Annotated in this window: 14 protein-coding genes; 6 read left to right on the top strand and 8 right to left on the bottom strand. The window is 39.3% G+C overall.

The genetic code is table 11. The features are described 5' to 3' along the window. Positions 1 to 147 precede the first annotated feature (147 nt). Positions 148 to 2,565, bottom strand: a complete 2,418-nt coding sequence (locus B6A32_RS13855; protein ID WP_085305083.1) for a VolA/Pla-1 family phospholipase — start codon at positions 2,563 to 2,565, stop codon at positions 148 to 150. A 276-nt stretch (positions 2,566 to 2,841) separates the two neighbouring features. Between B6A32_RS13855 and B6A32_RS13850 the strand changes: the two genes are divergently transcribed. Continuing rightward, positions 2,842 to 3,579, top strand: a complete 738-nt coding sequence (locus tag B6A32_RS13850; RefSeq protein ID WP_085305082.1) for a YciK family oxidoreductase — start codon at positions 2,842 to 2,844, stop codon at positions 3,577 to 3,579. Positions 3,580 to 3,801: 222 nt separating this feature from the next. Here B6A32_RS13850 and fadD read toward each other — a convergent pair whose 3' ends face one another. From fadD to B6A32_RS13815, 7 genes are all read right to left on the bottom strand, one after another. Continuing rightward, positions 3,802 to 5,457: a long-chain-fatty-acid--CoA ligase FadD gene (gene fadD, locus B6A32_RS13845; protein ID WP_085305081.1), complete on the bottom strand. Its 1,656-nt coding sequence runs from the start codon at positions 5,455 to 5,457 to the stop codon at positions 3,802 to 3,804. 174 nt (positions 5,458 to 5,631) lie between these two features. Next, positions 5,632 to 6,501 (bottom strand): alpha/beta fold hydrolase, encoded by an 870-nt coding sequence (locus B6A32_RS13840; RefSeq protein WP_085305080.1) that lies wholly within the window; start codon positions 6,499 to 6,501, stop codon positions 5,632 to 5,634. 63 nt (positions 6,502 to 6,564) lie between these two features. Beyond that, positions 6,565 to 7,218 carry a M50 family metallopeptidase gene (locus B6A32_RS13835; RefSeq protein ID WP_085305079.1) on the bottom strand — a complete coding sequence of 218 codons (654 nt, stop codon included), beginning with the start codon at positions 7,216 to 7,218 and terminating at the stop codon, positions 6,565 to 6,567. 60 nt (positions 7,219 to 7,278) lie between these two features. After that, entirely contained in the window at positions 7,279 to 7,683 is a 405-nt protein-coding gene (locus tag B6A32_RS13830) for a hypothetical protein (RefSeq protein ID WP_085305078.1), read from the bottom strand. 187 nt (positions 7,684 to 7,870) lie between these two features. After that, positions 7,871 to 8,557, bottom strand: coding sequence for a tRNA (adenosine(37)-N6)-threonylcarbamoyltransferase complex dimerization subunit type 1 TsaB (gene tsaB / locus B6A32_RS13825; RefSeq protein ID WP_085305077.1), 687 nt, complete (start codon positions 8,555 to 8,557; stop codon positions 7,871 to 7,873). A gap of 155 nt (positions 8,558 to 8,712) precedes the next feature. Continuing rightward, entirely contained in the window at positions 8,713 to 10,665 is a 1,953-nt protein-coding gene (locus tag B6A32_RS13820; RefSeq protein ID WP_085305076.1) for an ATP-dependent DNA helicase, read from the bottom strand. Positions 10,666 to 10,856: 191 nt separating this feature from the next. Then, positions 10,857 to 11,180 carry a hypothetical protein gene (locus tag B6A32_RS13815; RefSeq protein ID WP_085305075.1) on the bottom strand — a complete coding sequence of 108 codons (324 nt, stop codon included), beginning with the start codon at positions 11,178 to 11,180 and terminating at the stop codon, positions 10,857 to 10,859. Between the two features lie 538 nt (positions 11,181 to 11,718). On the opposite strand from B6A32_RS13815, the gene hisG reads away from it, so the two are divergent. Genes hisG through hisH form a run of 5 tightly spaced genes read left to right on the top strand, consistent with a single transcriptional unit; the run spans position 11,719 to position 16,802 of the window. Continuing rightward, positions 11,719 to 12,618 carry an ATP phosphoribosyltransferase gene (hisG, locus tag B6A32_RS13810; RefSeq protein WP_085305074.1) on the top strand — a complete coding sequence of 300 codons (900 nt, stop codon included), beginning with the start codon at positions 11,719 to 11,721 and terminating at the stop codon, positions 12,616 to 12,618. 3 nt (positions 12,619 to 12,621) lie between these two features. Continuing rightward, positions 12,622 to 13,971 carry a histidinol dehydrogenase gene (gene hisD, locus B6A32_RS13805; protein ID WP_085305072.1) on the top strand — a complete coding sequence of 450 codons (1,350 nt, stop codon included), beginning with the start codon at positions 12,622 to 12,624 and terminating at the stop codon, positions 13,969 to 13,971. After that, positions 13,972 to 15,108 (top strand): histidinol-phosphate transaminase, encoded by a 1,137-nt coding sequence (hisC, locus tag B6A32_RS13800; protein WP_085305070.1) that lies wholly within the window; start codon positions 13,972 to 13,974, stop codon positions 15,106 to 15,108. A 1-nt stretch (position 15,109) separates the two neighbouring features. Beyond that, positions 15,110 to 16,180, top strand: coding sequence for a bifunctional histidinol-phosphatase/imidazoleglycerol-phosphate dehydratase HisB (hisB, locus tag B6A32_RS13795; protein ID WP_085305069.1), 1,071 nt, complete (start codon positions 15,110 to 15,112; stop codon positions 16,178 to 16,180). A gap of 1 nt (position 16,181) precedes the next feature. Continuing rightward, entirely contained in the window at positions 16,182 to 16,802 is a 621-nt protein-coding gene (gene hisH, locus B6A32_RS13790) for an imidazole glycerol phosphate synthase subunit HisH (RefSeq protein ID WP_085305067.1), read from the top strand. Positions 16,803 to 16,805 lie beyond the last annotated feature (3 nt).

Raw genomic sequence — 16,805 nt, 5'->3', positions numbered from 1 at the left:
TTTTAAAATTTATTCTATTAAACAATATGGGGTATTTAGTTAATAAATAAAGGTTAGACACTAAATTAATCGTTAAAGTTAACCGTGTAAATAACACCCAATAAAAAAGCCCTCAAACGAGGGCTTTTTTTAGACGTAAACTAAAACTTAGTCTTGTTTAACTACAGCAGCATCCGTCACTGTAATTAACTGTCCCATGCTCGCAAAGAATGTCGCAACTTGCGTTTGCATTTCTTGGGTAGCTCGTGCACTTAATTCAGCGTCTGGTGAAGCACCTGCTGCATCAGGACGTGGATCAAGAATCGAACTATGATGACCATTAACAAATCTTACTGCACCAGAACCCGGCGTTGTTTCGCTAATTCCAGGCAAACCTAAGAAAGCGATTGCAGGTTCAGTACCACCCATTGGTGTAAATGGCGCAGTATTAGTAACTGTTTGATCTGGCAAGTTGTCACCGCCGTTACCCACTACTTCAATTAAGTGTGTAGGCGTTTGGGTAGCTGCTAATGTTTGCACATAGGCAATTGGGTCACCTGAGTCAGTTACTGTTTGTGCTGCAAAAGTAAACTGTGCAAAACCTGCATCTAATGTTGCTTTTTGTTCAACCGTTAAAGCATTGTAAAAAGCAAAGTAGAAACCACTCAATTGCTCTTGAGTATAGTCGCTAGGTAGGTTTGCATCTACAGCCGCTTTAAAATCTGGCGACAATTCTAAAGTAAGGTTAGATTTTGCTAAGCCTTCAAATGCTGGTGAATCAAGGCCAAAGTTGGCTAACATTAATCCAGGCATAGCTAATGAAGTACTCGCGATGTTAAACAAACTATCAACTTGTGGGCTTAACTCAGTATTTGCTAAACCAACCGCATTCATACCATATATACCACCTAATGAATGACCTAACAGATGTACTTTAGAGCTATCGATTTTGATTGCATTACCTTCAGCATGAACACCACCTAAGAAGTTCATACCTAAGCGTAAACCTAATAAATCAGCAGTACTTTGACGAGTATTATCACGCATAGTTAACATGCTAGCTAAGTTTACATAATGTAACGTTGACACTGTGCTGGTGTTAATTTCGTCAACATCATCACCATTTAAATCAAAACCACGGCTACCATGTAGTGGTTGATCAATCGCGATAGTGGCGATACCAAATACAGATAAAATACCGGTGATAGGTAACATTTGCTCTTTAGAAGATGTAATACCGTGCACTAACATCGCTACTGGCCAACCGTTTTCAGGCTCTTCTAGCGCTGGTAATCCCATGCTAGCACGAACAGGGTTAGCCCAAGCTAGATCTGGTGTCGTCATTTGTACGTCAATTGGTAACATCGCACTCGTGGCTGGAATTGGATTAAACTTAGTTAAATTACGTTCAGTATCAATCGCCATAACTGAGCTTAAATCACGTAAGCCAAAATTCATACAAAAGCCATCATTTTCATCAAGAGGCCCAGCAGGAATTGCAGCAGGGTTGGCAGCTGCAAGACCGGCAAGTGTTGCACCTGAGTCGCATCGTGCGCGCCACCAGTCATTTACTGGCGCTAATGGGTTTTCTGCTGAAGGGACACCAGAATAGTACGGTAATGTAACAGAACCGCGAATATAGTTAGCTGCAGAATATAAAGGTACTAAATCTGCTGGGATCATACCGGTTAATACGGTAGCAACTGAAATACCTGTATCTTGCACACCAATGGCAGGATTGCCAGCTTGTGCAGCAGCAACCATTTGCGGTACACCAGCAGCCATTACTGACTTAACCGTATTTAATACAAGTGTAGTCGATTGAGTAGTCATTGCGGCACTATAAATAATAGTATCGCTATCTACCCCTGCAGCAACGAGTGCAGCTTCATAACTGTTAACTGCTGCTTGTAAGACTAACTGTGATTCATTACCCAAAGGTAAAGTGTTTATATCTTGGCGAGCTAATTCATAAGTGCTTGAACCAGCAATCGCTTTACCATTATTATCACGAAGATTGTTAGACATCATCATAATGTAAGTGGTTTCCGCTTTTAGCGGTTGCGTTGGAATAACCGTAACACTCGTACCAGCGCCTTGAGTAACAAAATCTTGTCCAAAAACTAATTCGCCAACAATTTTACAAGCAAGGCCGCGCTCTACTGCGGTACAGTCACTATCGTTAGCGTCTCCCCCCATAACCGCTTCAAAAATTCTTACTGAAGCAGGGTCTTGTGCGCTGCTGTTTTCTAAAGAAGTGCCAGCAGGGAAGTCAATAGCTAATGAGAATGGTTGAGAAATAGACCAACCATCAAGGGCGCTTATAGCAACAAAAGGATCAGAGCCATCGGTAGGGTCTTCAACAGGTATTTCTAAGGTACCGTCTTGTGTGCCAGAGAAAATCAAATCATTTGGAATAGAAAGTCCAGCAGCACCAGCTGCAGGATCAAATTTAACGCGTGCTGTCGCTGTTACGGCAGAACCATTTTCAGCAACTTCTTGTTCAACATCTTGTATGGTTTCGTCTCCACAAGCACTTAAACCTAATGTGCTGGCTATTGCGAGACTGAGTACTAGCTTTTTCATTTTATCTCCCCACGGTCTAGTCTTTATTTTATATGTTGAGAAGTTTTCTAAACATATATTTATTATTCTTCATCATTGTTGATTTTTATACTTATCCTAGCATTAACTTCAACTTGTTCGACCAGTCAAACTTAACTCAAGAATAGATCAAGTGCTAGTGATTTTTTCATTAATTAACAGTTTTATACTGAACATTTAGATTTCTCGCGAAAAAACTCGTCAGCCTAGTAGTGAAAGTAGTAGAATTATTAACAAATTTTTTAATCAATTAATCATATGTTTGAATACACAATAACACCACAGATTTTAGCAAACAAAACCATTTTAGTTACCGGCGCAGGTGCAGGAATTGGGCGCCAAGCCGCACTAACTTACGCAGAGTTAGGCGCAACGGTTATTTTATTGGGTAAAACCGTCGCAAAACTAGAAGCTGTTTATGATGATATTCTCGCTAAAGGCTTTCCTGAGCCAGCAATAGTACCTTTAGATTTAAAAGGCGCAACAAAACAAAATTATATCGATTTAGCATCAACGATTGAAAATCAGTTTGGTCAGCTTGATGGCGCATTACTTAATGCTTCTATCCTTGGTGAATTAACACCATTTAACCAAATACATGAACAAACTTGGCATGATGTAATGCAAGTCAATGTTAATGCGCAATTTTTGTTAGCACAAGCATTATTACCTGTATTGCTTAAATCGCAGAGCTCATCACTCGTTTTTACTTCTTCAGGTGTTGGCAATAAAGGTAAAGCGTATTGGGGGGCTTATAGTATTTCTAAGTTTGCGACTGAAGGTATGATGCAAGTGATTGCTGATGAGTATGATAACAGCGCACTTAGAACTAACGTTATTAACCCTGGCGGCACAAATACAAATATGCGCTCTTCAGCTTACCCTGCTGAAGATAAAAGCACTATCGCAGCCCCAGAAGATATTATGCCTTTGTATGTATATTTAATGGCTGATGATAGCAAGGCAATTAACGGTCAACGTTTGAACGCACAGTAGAGCATAGTGACTAGGTAAGTTTTTATACTTTTTAAAACATCGCACCGTTAACGGTAGACATAGGTTTAAACTTACTTCCTAAACTCTAAACTAAAAAGGCCAACAATAGTTGGCCTTTTATTTTTCTGCATATGTCTAGGTTACTGTCTAACTTGTGCCTTAAAGAACTAGCTATGAAATAACTTGTCTTTAACACATAGCTAATAGTTGATTTAGCTTAGCTTAGCGTAGTTCACGTCGCAAAATTTTACCTACATTAGTTTTAGGTAACTCATCACGAAACTCAACCAACTTAGGCACTTTGTAATTTGTTAAGTTTGCACGGCAGTGCTTAATTAATTCAGCTTCAGTTAAATTTGGATCTTTACGAACTACAAACACCTTAACAACTTCACCACTGGCTTCGTGAGGAATACCGACAGCTGCAGCTTCAAGCACACCATCATGGCTTGCTAAAACTTCTTCAATTTCATTCGGGAAGACATTAAAACCAGAAACAATAATCATATCTTTTTTGCGATCTACAATTTTGAAAAATCCATCTTCATCCATGCAAGCAATATCGCCTGTTGCTAACCAACCATCTTTTAAGATTTCATCGGTCGCTTCTTGGCGATTGTAATACCCTTTCATTACTTGTGGGCCTTTAACCCACATTTCACCGGCCTCACCAATTTTGGCATTACTACCATCTTCTAACACAATACGAATATCGGTTGATGATGCAGGTAAACCAATTGTACCGCTGTAATGTTGCTGGTTGTATGGACATAATGTTACTAATGGTGCACATTCCGTTAACCCATAACCTTCAAGTAAACGTGTTTTAGTTACGCTTTCCCACTTTTCAGCAACCGGACGTTGTACAGCCATTCCGCCACCTAATGACAATTTCAATTTAGAAAAATCTAACTCACTAAAGCCTGGCGTGTTCAATAAGCCATTGAACAAGGTATTAACACCAGTAATTGCCGTAAAGTCATATTTTGCTAACTCTTTAACAAAACCGGGCATATCACGAGGATTAGTAATTAATAAATTTGTGCCGCCTAAAGTAATAAAAGTCAGGCAATTCGCGGTTAAAGCGAAAATATGATAAAGCGGTAAAGCGGTAACAACCAACTCTTTACCTTCTTCTAGTTGTGGTTTAATTGCAGCTTTTGCCTGCTCTAAATTTGCAACCATATTACGATGAGTCAGCATCGCGCCTTTTGACACACCTGTTGTTCCGCCGGTATATTGTAAAAAAGCTAAATCTTCGCCTGTTAAGCTCACAGGGCTAAATGACAATTTTGAGCCTTTAGCAAGTACCTTATTAAAACGTTCGGTATTAGCAAGACTAAAAGCAGGTACCATTTTTTTAACGTATTTAACTACGCCATTCACAATAGCGCCTTTAACTGTACCAAGGCGATCACCTAATGACGTTAGAATAACTTTTTCAACCGGTGTTTTTTCAACAACTTTTTCTAAAATACTGGCAAAGTTTTCAATAATTAAAATAGCTTTTGTATTTGAATCATTTAATTGATGTTTTAATTCGCGGGCTGTATAAAGTGGATTAACATTAACCACGGTTAATCCGGCTAATAATGCACCAAAAAGTGCAATTGGATACTGCAAACAGTTAGGCACCATAATGGCAAATTTATCGCCTTTTACTAACCCTAAATCTTGCTGCAAGTAGGCCGCAAAGTCAGTAGCTTGGTCTAAAAGTTCACGATAGCTTATTTCAGCGCCCATATTAATAAACGCTGTTCGCTCGGCATAAACTTTCGTATATTTATGGAACATATCGACAATTGAAGCGTATTTATCTGGATCTATTTCAAACGGAACGCCGGGGGGATAACTCTTCTCAAGCCAAATTTTTTCCACAGTACCTTTCCTCTTTATACTCTTATACTTTAATAATGATACTTTTTAACAAATTTTTACTGGTCGATCCAGTTAATTTAAACACTTGTTTAAATTAACTGTAAAATGAGACTACATATTATAGCTGATTTAACACAAAAACTCGCTTAACTCACTTAATATACATTAATGCTTTTAGCTCACTTCTAACGCATTAATATGCGCATTTATAAGTTTTGCTGTTTGTTCTGGTTGTTCCATATGAACATGATGACCGCCGGCTAATTTATGTACATCAAGTGTTTTAAACAAAGGTCTAAAATGATTCAAACCTTTAGTTACCATAGACATGCCTTCGCTAGCATAAATCAACTGTACGGGTATTTTAATGTCCGCAATAACCTGTTCTGCTTGTGCCATACTAAAGCGGTAGGTTGATACAGATCGTAAGCGGTTGTCAGAGCGCCATCGAAAGCCTAAACCGGTTTCTTCGATGCCACGTTGAACAATTATTGCGGCGTTGGGTTTATCTAAATCTGATACTTGCACTCTAGCCTCAATGGCTGAATCAAGACTACTATGATATTTCTTAGCACTTACATCGCGAGTTAAGCGACTTAATATACCTTTACGTAATTGAGTCGTTGTTGTTTCTTCGTCAGATGTTAATAAGCCAATAGCATCAACCACAGTTAATGTTCTTACATGTTCAGGAAATGCAGCTGCAAACGCAGAAGCGATCATCCCTCCCATAGAATGCCCTACAATATCTACCGCTTGCCATTGTTGTGAACGGAACAAAGCCGTTAAATCATAGATCCAATCTACAAAATGGTAGTGAGCATCTACACTTCGATGATCAGAAAAACCATGACCTGGCCAGTCAATGGCAATAACATGGTAGTGCGATAAATAAGGAAGTAGCGGTTGAAAGCTCGCAGCATTATCAAGCCAGCCATGCAAACATAAAAGTAACTTCCCTTGCTCGTTACCATTACTGATACCGCTAATTTTTCGGCCGTTTACCTCAAAGGTTACCGTTTTAACTTTGTGATTGCTTGGCATAAAACTCCTTAAGTTAGACAATTAATATCAGGCCATGATGCAAGGTAAAAAGTTGTGTTCAAATTAACCTTTAGCGCGTAATGACACTTTACTCAATCTATAAATGGCGAATAATGCGACAGAAAACCAAATAGCAACCCAAATGACTTCAGGAATAAAAGTTAAGTCAGCTAACGCTGCTCCATCGCCGCGAGCTTGGCCATCAAGTAGATACAGTGGGCTCATCAAACTGTTAATTAACACTAATAAACCAGTAACTTGTAATATTTTTTGAAGATAATTATGTGCAGAGTACTTTATTTTCGCTAGTACTAAAGCGAGTAAAATTAAAACAATAAATAAGGTTAATAAATCACGCACCCAAAATAAAATACTACTGGCCAATAACCCAAGCAGTAGCACAGAAAATACCAAAGCAACTTTACGGTGAGTAGACGCTAGATAGAATATTAAACTGCCCCATAAAATAGCTCCGCCATATCCCATCAAGCTTATAAAAAATGCTGATCCGCCGCGCGTTGTACATAAACCAGCACCATTGGGAAATAGTTGTATTTTTACTATGCTACCGCCAGTGAGTATTGCCGTTAAACCATGGCTAATCTCATGAAAATAACTTTCTAACCACTTGAATGGAATAGAAATAAAAGGTAGTTGCAAGATAATTAGGGCAGTTAAAAACATTAACCAAAAGTGGTATTTAGGTTTAATAAGCATTATTGGAGTTTCGGTGCAGCAATGATAATTTATATCCTATACATCAGGCGTCAGGAAAAATTAGGCGAACAAGTCAACGCCGAAAATTTGTTGAATATCGTCACGTTGGGCAATGGCACCCACTGATTGATAAGCAGCGACAGCTAATTGATTTTGACTTGATGGTGAATCATAGCCGCTATTGGGATTGTTTGATTGACCATTTTGTTGATTACTTTGCTCTGCATTACGGCTATCAAATTGAGCAAGCTGGTCTCGCTCGATTAATGATATAGCTTGCTCGTCAAAATCTAGACGTTGTCGGCTGTTAGTGTCAGCTTGTGCGTTTTGAGCTTTATTTTCTTCGTTGTTAAGTTTTTCACGCGCAGCTACATTTTGGCGCTGTTCCTGGGCAGGTACAGCACTCGTATTTCCAAGTCTTATCGGCGCTTGGGCAGCTAAATTGGCGGAATTATTTATTTGCATGAAAGTAATTTAACAAATTCTAGTTAAGGTGAATACTATTTTTTTATCAGGTTAAAACCCTAGCTCGTCAGTAACTAGCGTTTAACCTATTCAATTTACGAGTATAGATACCACCAAAATTAATTAAAATATTATAAAAATTCATAAGAAATTATTAACTTTGTATAACTGTTTTAACTTAGAAAAATTAACGCCCGGGCAGTTTTTTCCAAGAAACAGTATCACGCACGTATTTAGGTTGCGCGTTTTCAGCATCAACGCTGTGTTTGTCAAAGTCTTCTTGACCAATTTTTAGCATAGCTGAAGCCGTTGGATATAAAATATCAATAGCATCAAGGTTAGAAATTAAACTGGCAAGTTCAGCATAAGCCCCCCAACCTGTTCCAACGCCGTAGGCGGGCAGCGTTAAACCTTGGTAATATTGAGCTACAAGCTCAGGAGACAATACTGTTTCTTGCGTTTTAGGTTGCATAATACCTTGTGAGTCTACCTCATAATAACAAGTGTAAACTTCTGACATGCGAGCATCTATAGCGGCAATAACGTTATGTACGCCTTTTTCATCATAAGCTTGCTGAGCCATAGCCTGTAAAGTAGACACGCCGCGCGCAGACAATTGTGCAGAAAATGCTAAGCCCTGTGTTACACCAATGCCGATGCGTACACCTGTAAAACTACCAGGTCCGCGGCCGAAGATAATCCCGTTAAGATCAGATAACTTAACATTCGCCTGTTTTAACACACTGTCTACCATAGGAAGTAAACGCAAACTATGCGATTGAGGACACAATTCATATTCACTGAACTGTTTGTCATTATATTTAATTGCTACTGAACATGCTTCAGTTGAGGCATCAATGGCCAGAAAATTCACGTAAAAAACCTTTTAGTAATACTTCATAACTTATTGGGCGAGTTTAACATTATTTTAAGTTAATCCCATAAACCTTTAAAGTTACAAGTTTGAATTTTAAAATGTAATAGATATAACACGATGAAAAAAATAATTAGCGCACAGTTGTGATAAATTTATTCAAAATCAACAAGGCTTGCTAAAAACGTTGCCGCTTGATTAATATCACGACTGCGTTTCATATCGGGTAAACTTTTAAGAAATACTTCACCGTATGGGCGATTTACTAATCTGTCATCACAGATAACCAGAATACCATTATCATTTACATCTCGAATTAAGCGCCCTACGCCCTGCTTTAAGGCAATAACGGCTTGAGGAAGTTGAATTTGCGCGAAAGGGTCTTTTCCTTGTCGTTTTACATCTTCACTTCGAGCCTGCAACAATGGGTCGTTAGGAGAAGCAAAAGGTAGCTTGTCGATAATAACACACGTTAACTTATCGCCTCTAACATCAACCCCTTCCCAAAAACTTGCAGTTGCAAGTAATACAGCACTGTCTTGCTCTACAAATTCTTCTAACAACTTACGTTTGCCCATTTGACCTTGAACCAACAAAGGGTTATCAATTTGCTGATTTAAAAGCTCTGCTACCTGATGCATAACACGATAACTGGTAAATAGCATAAAACAGGCGCCAGCGCTGGCTTCAATTAAGGGGGTAGCCAATTCACATAAAGCTTTAGCGCGATTCATATCATTAGCCGCTGGTAAATAACGCGGTATTATCAATTGTGATTGCTTTGCATAGTCAAACGGGCTATCGAGTAACAAGCTGGCTGAATTGTCTAAACCTAAGTGGCTTGAAAAATGTTTAAAAGCACCATCAACAGCCAATGTTGCTGAGGTAAATATCCAACCCGCCCCCGATTCTTTCACATAGTTACCAAATTTATCGGCAACAGATAATGGCGTTTTGTGTAGCACAACATGGCGAGGTGTTGTTTCATACCAAAAACTCATCCCCATGGCATCAACATCTGCCATGACTTCATATTGGGCTAATAAATTTACCGCGCGATCAAAGCAATTATCGATAGCCTCGTTGCGTGAAACGCAAAGTTTAATCACTTGATAAAGAAAATCTAAATCAGTTTTTAGTAGTTTAAATGCATGGGCAAACTGCTGTTGTTGATGTTTTTCGCGCCAGTTTCCACGTTCAGGGTCATAATTAAATAACAACCTAAATTCTTGACTCGTTTTTAACAGCTTTTCTGCCGCTTTTGCTAATTGTTTTACGTCAGTTAATTCTGTTCGATAAACTTGCATAACATCGCTGCAAAGGTCCAACATTTGTCGAGTAGAAAATGCCTCGCCAAAGTATTCACTGGCGATATCGGCTATCTGGTGTGCTTCATCAAAGATCATGACATCGGCTTTTGGGATTAACTCACCAAATCCACTGTCTTTTAACGCCATATCAGCAAAAAACAAATGATGATTTACCACAACAATATCTGCGTCAATAGCTTTGGTTCGTGCTTTTATTAAATAACAGTCTTCAATGTTAGGACAGTCTTTGGCCAGACAATTATCCACGGTGCTAGTAACAAATGGGAACACTGGAGAACCTTCAGTAACATTAACTAGCTCACCTATATCACCACTGTGCGTGCCATTTGCCCACGCTCGCACTTTAACAAAGTCAGCTAATGTTTGAGCATCAAGCTGCCCGCGCGATTGTTGGTATTGCTCTAATCGATAAATACAAAGGTAGTTTGCTCGCCCTTTTAATAAAGCGACTTGGGCGTTACTGGTAAGGGCTTTTCGTATTAACGGTAAATCTTTATGAAATAATTGTTCCTGAAGGTTTTTAGTGCCGGTTGAAACAATGATTTTTAGCTGGCCAGCATCTTTTTCAGCCTGGGCTTTATTTGCAATAAGTGCAGGGATTAAATAAGCAAAGGTTTTGCCTGTTCCTGTACCCGCTTCTACAATCAAACTATTTTTAAGTTCAATAGCTTTTGCTACTTCTAATGCCATATCAAGCTGAGCTTGGCGCGGAGAAAAGCCCTGAATAGCTTTAGCTAAAGCTCCTTGATGTGAAAACGCATGTTCAACAGCATTCATGATAATACGACATTACTAAATTTGCGCTCATTATAATCATCGCAGTAAAAAATAACAGGGGAATTATGGTCAAATTCCCCTCATGCCAACCAAACGAATACTCTATTAATTACTTAACACTGTTTTCATGTAACTGATCTCCAGCGCACTTAATGCTTAAGTAAGCAACCTTGTATAAATTCCAAATTAGTTTATATATAAATATCTAGGTGTGGTTTATCATCTTTTTCTGAAGAAACACTTTCACTATCGTCAAAGGTATCAACAAGCAACCCTGTTTTATCTTCAGGTACTGCTGAAGGCTCTTCAGCATCGCTTCTTGCGTCATTAGAATGGCTTTCTTTATCTGATATTTTACTTTTTTTTGATTGATATACAGCTGAATCTTCTAAGCCATCTATATCGTCAGAGACCGCATTTGCCGCTGCTCCCTTTGCTAATGCTTTAACTTTTAAATCTGTCGGTTTTATAGGAGTAGCAACAACACGGGTTAATACTGTAGTAAATATGTCCATTATCGCCCCCTTTAATTACTTTTTCGCCTGTTTAGTTATTTATGCTATATATACAACTCAAATCTAAGCTCTCATAACTCAGTTTTATGTTACTTAGAACTAAACAATACTAGCTTAGTTCAAAATTTCATACTAATAGGGTGTTAATCGCTTGATCTGGCCTAAAATTCAACGTACTGTAAGTGCAAATTAAAGTAACTGCTTTAATTTAATGTAGACTAAGCATTTAGCTTAAAGAACTAACTTACACATTTTAATGATTACTTAAGAGTAAATAAAACATGACTTTAAATCTGAACGCCATCCATCATCATCACCATCATACGGATTAGCTGCTCAGGTTTTTTCGCTGAGGGGCTTTGAACCTTTCAGCGGTGTAAGATAAAGAAAAATTAATTTCTAAACCCCCGAAAGAGTTCACCTCTCTCGGGGGTTTTCGCATTTTTATGGCTATACAATTGTATATACATGACAAATTTAACCATATTAAATGCGACTAAATAGATTAAGAATTTAAAAAATTTAATAGGAAAATAACATGACAACAGAACCACGTTTACGTATAGCAATGCAAAAATCAGGTCGTTTGAGCGACGACACCCAAGCACTATTAAAGCGCTGTGGCCTTAAACTTAATGTTACTGATCGCCGTTTACTTGCTCATGTTACTAATATGCCAATAGATATTATGCGCGTTCGCAGTAGCGATATTCCCGGGCTAGTAATGGACGGCGTTTGTGATTTAGGTATTGTTGGAGACAACACACTAGAAGAAGCGGCGTTAGAGCGTGCTTTAATGGGACAAAAATCGCAATACATTCGCACATCAGGTTTGAATTTTGGTGGTTGTCGTTTATCAATTGCCATGCCTGAAGGTTTTAACTATAAAGGTATAAAGAGTCTCGACGGACATAGATTCGCAACCACCTATCCGCAACTACTTAATCGTTATGCTAAGAAAAATGGTATTAATGTTGAGTTTTGTTTATTAAAAGGCTCAGTTGAAGTAGCACCACGTGTTGGCTTGTCAGACGGTATTTGTGATTTAGTCTCAACAGGTGCAACGTTAGAAGCTAACGGATTAGTAGAAGTTGAAGAAATTTTTCAATCAAAAGCCTCTTTAATCCAAACAGCCTCTTCATTATCGCCAGAAAAACAAGCGATTCTTGATACATTATTACCGCGTATTCAAGGTGTAATGAAAGCACAAGAAAGCAAATACATTATGCTACACGCACCTAAAGACAAAATTGCTCAAGTAAGCGCATTAATGCCAGGTAAAGAAACGCCAACCATTTTACCGCTAGCAGATCGTGACGATCTTGTAGCCGTGCACGTAGTAGCAACCGAAACATTTTTCTGGGAAACTATGGAGGAACTTAATGCTTTAGGTTGTAACTCTATACTTGTCATGCCAATTGAAAAAATGATGGGCTAAAAAATGAGCACAAATACTTCACAAAACGCGTTAAAGGCTTCCATTATTTGGCAAAATTTGTCAGCTAGTGAGCGAAGCTTTGCGCTTGCTAGACCGGCAATTTCAGAAAGTGCCTTATTAACACAGCAAGTAGAAAATATTCTTGCAAACGTGAAAGAAAATGGTGACAAAGCTTTAGTTGATTTAACGGAAAAATTTGATGGCGTGTTACTCCCTAATTTGCGAGTAACGCCAGATCAAGTTAAATCAGCAAAGAAACGATTAAGCGCAAAACGGTTAAAAGCCATTGAAACCGCTTATGGACAAATTAAACGTTTTCATCAAGCACAAGTTAATGACGATATTCGTGTTGAAACCACACCAGGCGTGGTTTGTACTTTAAAAACGGAAGCCATTGCCAATGTAGGCTTATACATTCCAGCCGGCAGTGCACCATTACCTTCAACCGTTTTAATGTTAGGTGTGCCTGCTCAACTGGCTAAATGTCCACGTAAAGTCTTGGTTTGCCCGCCAAATAAAAATGGCCAATTAGCTGACGAAATATTAGTGGCCGCCTCGTTCTGTGAAATTGACGAAATATACAGCGTAGGTGGAGCACAAGCTTGTGCCGCCCTCGCCTTTGGCACAGAAACTATTGCTCCGGTAAATAAGATATTTGGCCCCGGAAACAAGTATGTTACTGAAGCTAAAAAGCAGTTAGCTTCTCAGGTAAATGGTTTTGCTATTGATATGCCAGCAGGTCCATCAGAAGTACTGGTTATTGCTGATGCGAATGCCAATGCAAGCTTTGTCGCCGCAGATTTATTATCGCAAGCCGAGCACGGCCCTGACAGCCAAGTTATTTTATTGTCTGATAGCCAAGCATTAATCAATCAAGTGCAATTAGCGTTAGAAGCACAACTTGCGACTCTATCTCGTGCCAATATAGCGCGCCAAGCATTACAGCAAAGCCGCTTAATATTAACCAAAGACTTAGATCAAGCGGTTGAAGTTTCAAACGAATATGGCCCTGAGCATTTAATTGTTCAAACTGACAACGCTCAAGAATTATTAGCAAACTTGCGTAATGCTGGTTCAATTTTTGTTGGTGCATATACACCAGAATCAGCCGGTGATTACGCCAGCGGTACTAACCACGTATTGCCAACTTACGGTTACTCAAAAGTTATTAGCAGCTTATCGTTAGCGGATTTTTCTAGACGCTTTACCGTGCAAGAAATAACCCGCCAAGGATTAAGCGCTTTAGCTGAATGTATTTGTGAGTTAACTGACGCTGAAGGGTTAGATGCCCACAAGCGAGCAGTAACTATTCGTTTAGAAACTGATTCTGCGACTAATAGTTCGGAGGCATAAATGACTATTGTAAACAAACTTGCTCGTAAAGAGCTGATAGACATGGTGCCTTACCAGTCAGCACGCCGACTTTTTGCTAGCAGCAGTGCTACCGAAGGTAAAGTATGGTTAAACGCAAACGAGGCTTCTGGCTCAGGTAATTATCAAATCAGCAGCACGAGCATTAACCGCTACCCTGACTTTCAACCTGAAAAGTTGATCAGCGCTTATAGCCAATACAGTGAAGTATCAGCCGAAAACTTGTTAGCTACACGTGGCGCCGACGAAGGTATCGAGTTAATCATTCGAACATTCTGTACGGCTTATCAAGACAGCATTATTATATGTCCACCTACTTATGGTATGTATGCGATTAGTGCAGAAAATCACGGTGCAGATATTATTAAAGTGCCGCTGAACGAAACAATGTCTCTGGACTTAGCGGGCTTACAAGCACAAGTGGGCAAAGCCAAAGTGGTATTTTTATGCTCACCAGGTAACCCAACTGGCAATTTATTATCTCAGCAAGAGATTAAAACCGCGCTTGAGCTTTTTGCTGAAAGCGCTATTGTTGTGGTTGACGAAGCTTATATCGAATTTAGCCCAGAGCAAACAGTTGCAAGTTGGCTAAAAACTTATCCGCATTTAGTGGTACTAAGAACGCTATCAAAAGCTTTTGCTTTAGCCGGTTTACGCTGTGGCTTTACCCTCGCGAATAAAGAGGTTATTACCATGCTCAGTAAGGTTATAGCGCCTTACCCCATTTCAGCGCCCGTTGCAGATATTGCTAGTGAAGCACTCGCAAAACCGGGTCTTGGACAAATGAACCAACGCGTACTAGAAACAAACACACTGCGAGCACATTTAGCCACCTGGTTAGCAAAGCAAAGCTGGTGCAGTGAAGTCTTTAGCAGCGATGCCAACTTTATTTTATTTCGTTGTCAAAACAATGAGCTAAAAGATTTTATTTTTAATTGCTTAGTAGAGAACGATATTTTAATACGCGACCAGTCAAAGCAGCAAAATTTAGAAAATTGCTTACGTATTAGTATTGGCAGTGAACGCGAACTTTCATTATTACAACAAACTATCACGCAAAGTTTTACTAACAACTACGCTGCTAAAGCAACAGCCGAAACGTTATCACAAGAGAATTAATATGAGCCAAGAAAATATTTTATTTATCGACCGAGACGGTACTTTAATTGAAGAGCCAATTACCGATAAACAAGTTGATAGCCTAGAAAAGTTAGTCTTTGAACCGAACGTAATTCCGGTATTAATAGCCTTACAGAAAAAAGGTTTTCGCTTAGTTATGGTGTCTAACCAAGATGGTTTAGGTACCACAAGCTATCCACAAAGCGACTTTGATTTGCCTCACGATAAAATGATGGCGATGTTTGCATCACAAGGTATAACCTTTGATGACGTACTTCTTTGCCCACACTTTGAAGCAGATAATTGTAGTTGTCGCAAGCCTAAGCTAGGTCTAGTAAGCGGTTATTTACAGCAAGGTAAAGTGAACTTTGCTAACTCTTATGTCATTGGCGACCGTGATACCGATGTTGCGCTAGCTGCAAACATGGGCATAAAAGCGATTAAATACGATCGTAAAACCCTTAATTGGGACCACATCGCCGAGCAACTACTCACCAACCCAAGAGTGGCAAAAGTCGTTCGAACCACCAAAGAAACTGATATCAATGTCGCGATTAACTTAGACAAAGTTGGCGATATCAGCATAAAAACCGGCTTAGGTTTTTTCGATCACATGCTTGAACAAATTGCTGCACATGGTGGTTTTAGTATGCAAGTAGATGTTGATGGCGATTATCATATTGATGAGCACCACAGTGTTGAAGATACAGCACTCGCTTTAGGCCAAGCACTTAAACAGGCGTTAGGCGATAAACGTGGTATTGGTCGCTTTGGTTTTGTTTTACCCATGGACGAATGTCGCGCCGAATGTTCGATTGATCTATCGGGTCGCCCTTGGTTAGAGTTTGACGCCAAGTTTAGCGATAATATGGTTGGCCAAATGTCTACGCAAATGGTTTCTCACTTTTTCCGTTCATTAGCTGACTCAATGGCAATTACTTTGCACCTTTCAACAACTGAAGGTAACTGCCATCACCAAGTTGAGAGTTTATTTAAAGTTTTTGGTCGCGCATTACGTCAAGCCATTACTGTTGTAGGTGAAGATTTACCGAGCACCAAAGGATGCCTCTAGCATGAGTGAGAAAAAACAAGCTAACTATGTCATCGTTGATACCGGTTGCGCTAACTTAGCGTCAGTAAAGTTTGCCGTAGAACGTTTAGGTTTTGCGATTACTATTTCTGACGATGTAGATGTGATTAAAAATGCCAACAAAGTAATTTTACCCGGCGTAGGTAGCGCTCGTCATGCTATGGAAAACATAGTGGCAAAAGGTTTAGTAGAAACCTTGCAGCAACTAACTCAGCCAGTTTTAGGTTTTTGTTTAGGCATGCAATTAATGGCACGCACCTCTGTTGAAGGCGCAGATAAAAATGAAGTAGTGCAATGTTTAGGCTTAATTCCTACCGACATTACGCCTTTACAAGCCAACGACTTACGTTTGCCACACATGGGTTGGAATACCTTAACGCAAGTAGCCGAACATGCAATATTCAACGGCATTAAAGCTGATGATTATTTCTACTTTGTTCATAGCTTTGCTGCACCTATTTCGCAATATACTATAGCTCGTTGTCAATACGGCGCAGAGTTTTCAGCAGCCATAGCTAAAGACAACTTTATTGGTTGCCAATTTCATCCAGAACGCTCAAGTGCGCTTGGCAGTAAAATAATTAAAAATTTTTTGGAGATGTAAACC

This window comes from Colwellia polaris (genome assembly GCF_002104515.1).
Classification (GTDB): Bacteria; Pseudomonadota; Gammaproteobacteria; order Enterobacterales; family Alteromonadaceae; genus Cognaticolwellia; species Cognaticolwellia polaris.
The sequence above is the reverse complement of the archived record's forward strand: the minus strand, read 5'-3'. Positions and strand labels throughout refer to the sequence as shown.